This window comes from Mesorhizobium sp. M4A.F.Ca.ET.050.02.1.1, assembly GCF_003997725.1.
Taxonomy (GTDB): Bacteria; Pseudomonadota; Alphaproteobacteria; order Rhizobiales; family Rhizobiaceae; genus Mesorhizobium.
This window is the reverse complement of record NZ_RZSG01001245.1, coordinates 1-1027: the sequence shown is the minus strand read 5'-3', so window position 1 is coordinate 1027 and position 1027 is coordinate 1. Positions and strand designations below refer to the sequence as shown.

Sequence of the window (1027 nt, the reverse complement as noted above, 5' to 3'; positions counted from 1 at the left end):
AAGGCGGGGGGCGGTCCGCGAAAAAGATCATGCCCCGGAAAAAGGTTGGAGGCGTTTTTTACCCCGCCGCGAAAGAGCGGATTTCCGCCGGTGCCGATCCCGAACGCCAGACCAAAAAGACAAGACATGACCGACAGCACCCTTGACGCCCTGAACCAGAAGCTCGACCGCCTGATCGAAGCGGTCACTCGCCTCGCCCCGCCGCCGGTACCGCAAACCGACCTTGCGGCGGCCGACTGCTTCGTCTGGCAGGCCGATCCCGGCTATCTGGAGCCGGTGCGCAAGGTCAACCGCGTCGACATCGGGCTGATCCGAGGCGTCGACCGGGTGCGCGACATCCTGCTCGACAACACCGAGCGCTTCGCCTCGGGCTTTGCCGCCAACAATGTGCTGTTGTGGGGCGCGCGCGGCATGGGCAAATCGTCGCTGGTCAAGGCGGTGCACGCCGCCGTCAACGCCTCCGACGAGCTCGATCGGCCGCTCAAGCTGATCGAGATCCACCGCGAGGATATCGACACGCTGCCCAAGCTGATGGGTTTGCTCAAGGCGGCGCCTTTCCGGTTCATCCTGTTTTGCGATGACCTCTCCTTCGACCACGACGACACCTCCTACAAGTCGCTGAAGGCAGCACTTGAAGGCGGTGTCGAGGGCCGCCCCGCCAACGTCATCTTCTACGCCACCTCGAACCGGCGGCATCTTTTGCCGCGCGACATGATCGACAATGAACGCTCGACCGCCATCAACCCGTCGGAAGCCGTGGAAGAAAAGGTCTCGCTGTCCGATCGCTTCGGCCTCTGGCTCGGCTTCCACAAATGTTCGCAGGACGAATATCTCGACATGATCGACGGCTATGTCCGCTATCACGGCCTGGCCATCGACCCCGATGCGCTGCGCGCCGAGGCGCTGGAATGGGCGACGACGCGCGGCAGCCGCTCCGGCCGCGTCGCATGGCAGTTCACCCAGGACCTTGCCGGCCGTCTCGGCAAGCCGCTGAAGGATTGAGGTCAGGCAGACAGCTGAAAAAGCC

Annotated in this window: 1 protein-coding gene; it reads left to right on the top strand. The window is 63.8% G+C overall.

The annotated features are described in order from the left end of the window. The first annotated feature begins 126 nt into the window (after nucleotides 1–126). Nucleotides 127–1002, top strand: a complete 876-nt coding sequence (locus tag EOA33_RS36665; RefSeq protein WP_126054207.1) for an ATP-binding protein — start codon at nucleotides 127–129, stop codon at nucleotides 1000–1002. Nucleotides 1003–1027: the final 25 nt, after the last annotated feature.

What these genes read in the sequence shown, in the direction of transcription:
- EOA33_RS36665 (WP_126054207.1), top strand. Translation starts at nt 127, where the DNA reads ATGACCGACAGCACCCTTGACGCCCTGAACCAGAAGCTCGACCGCCTG.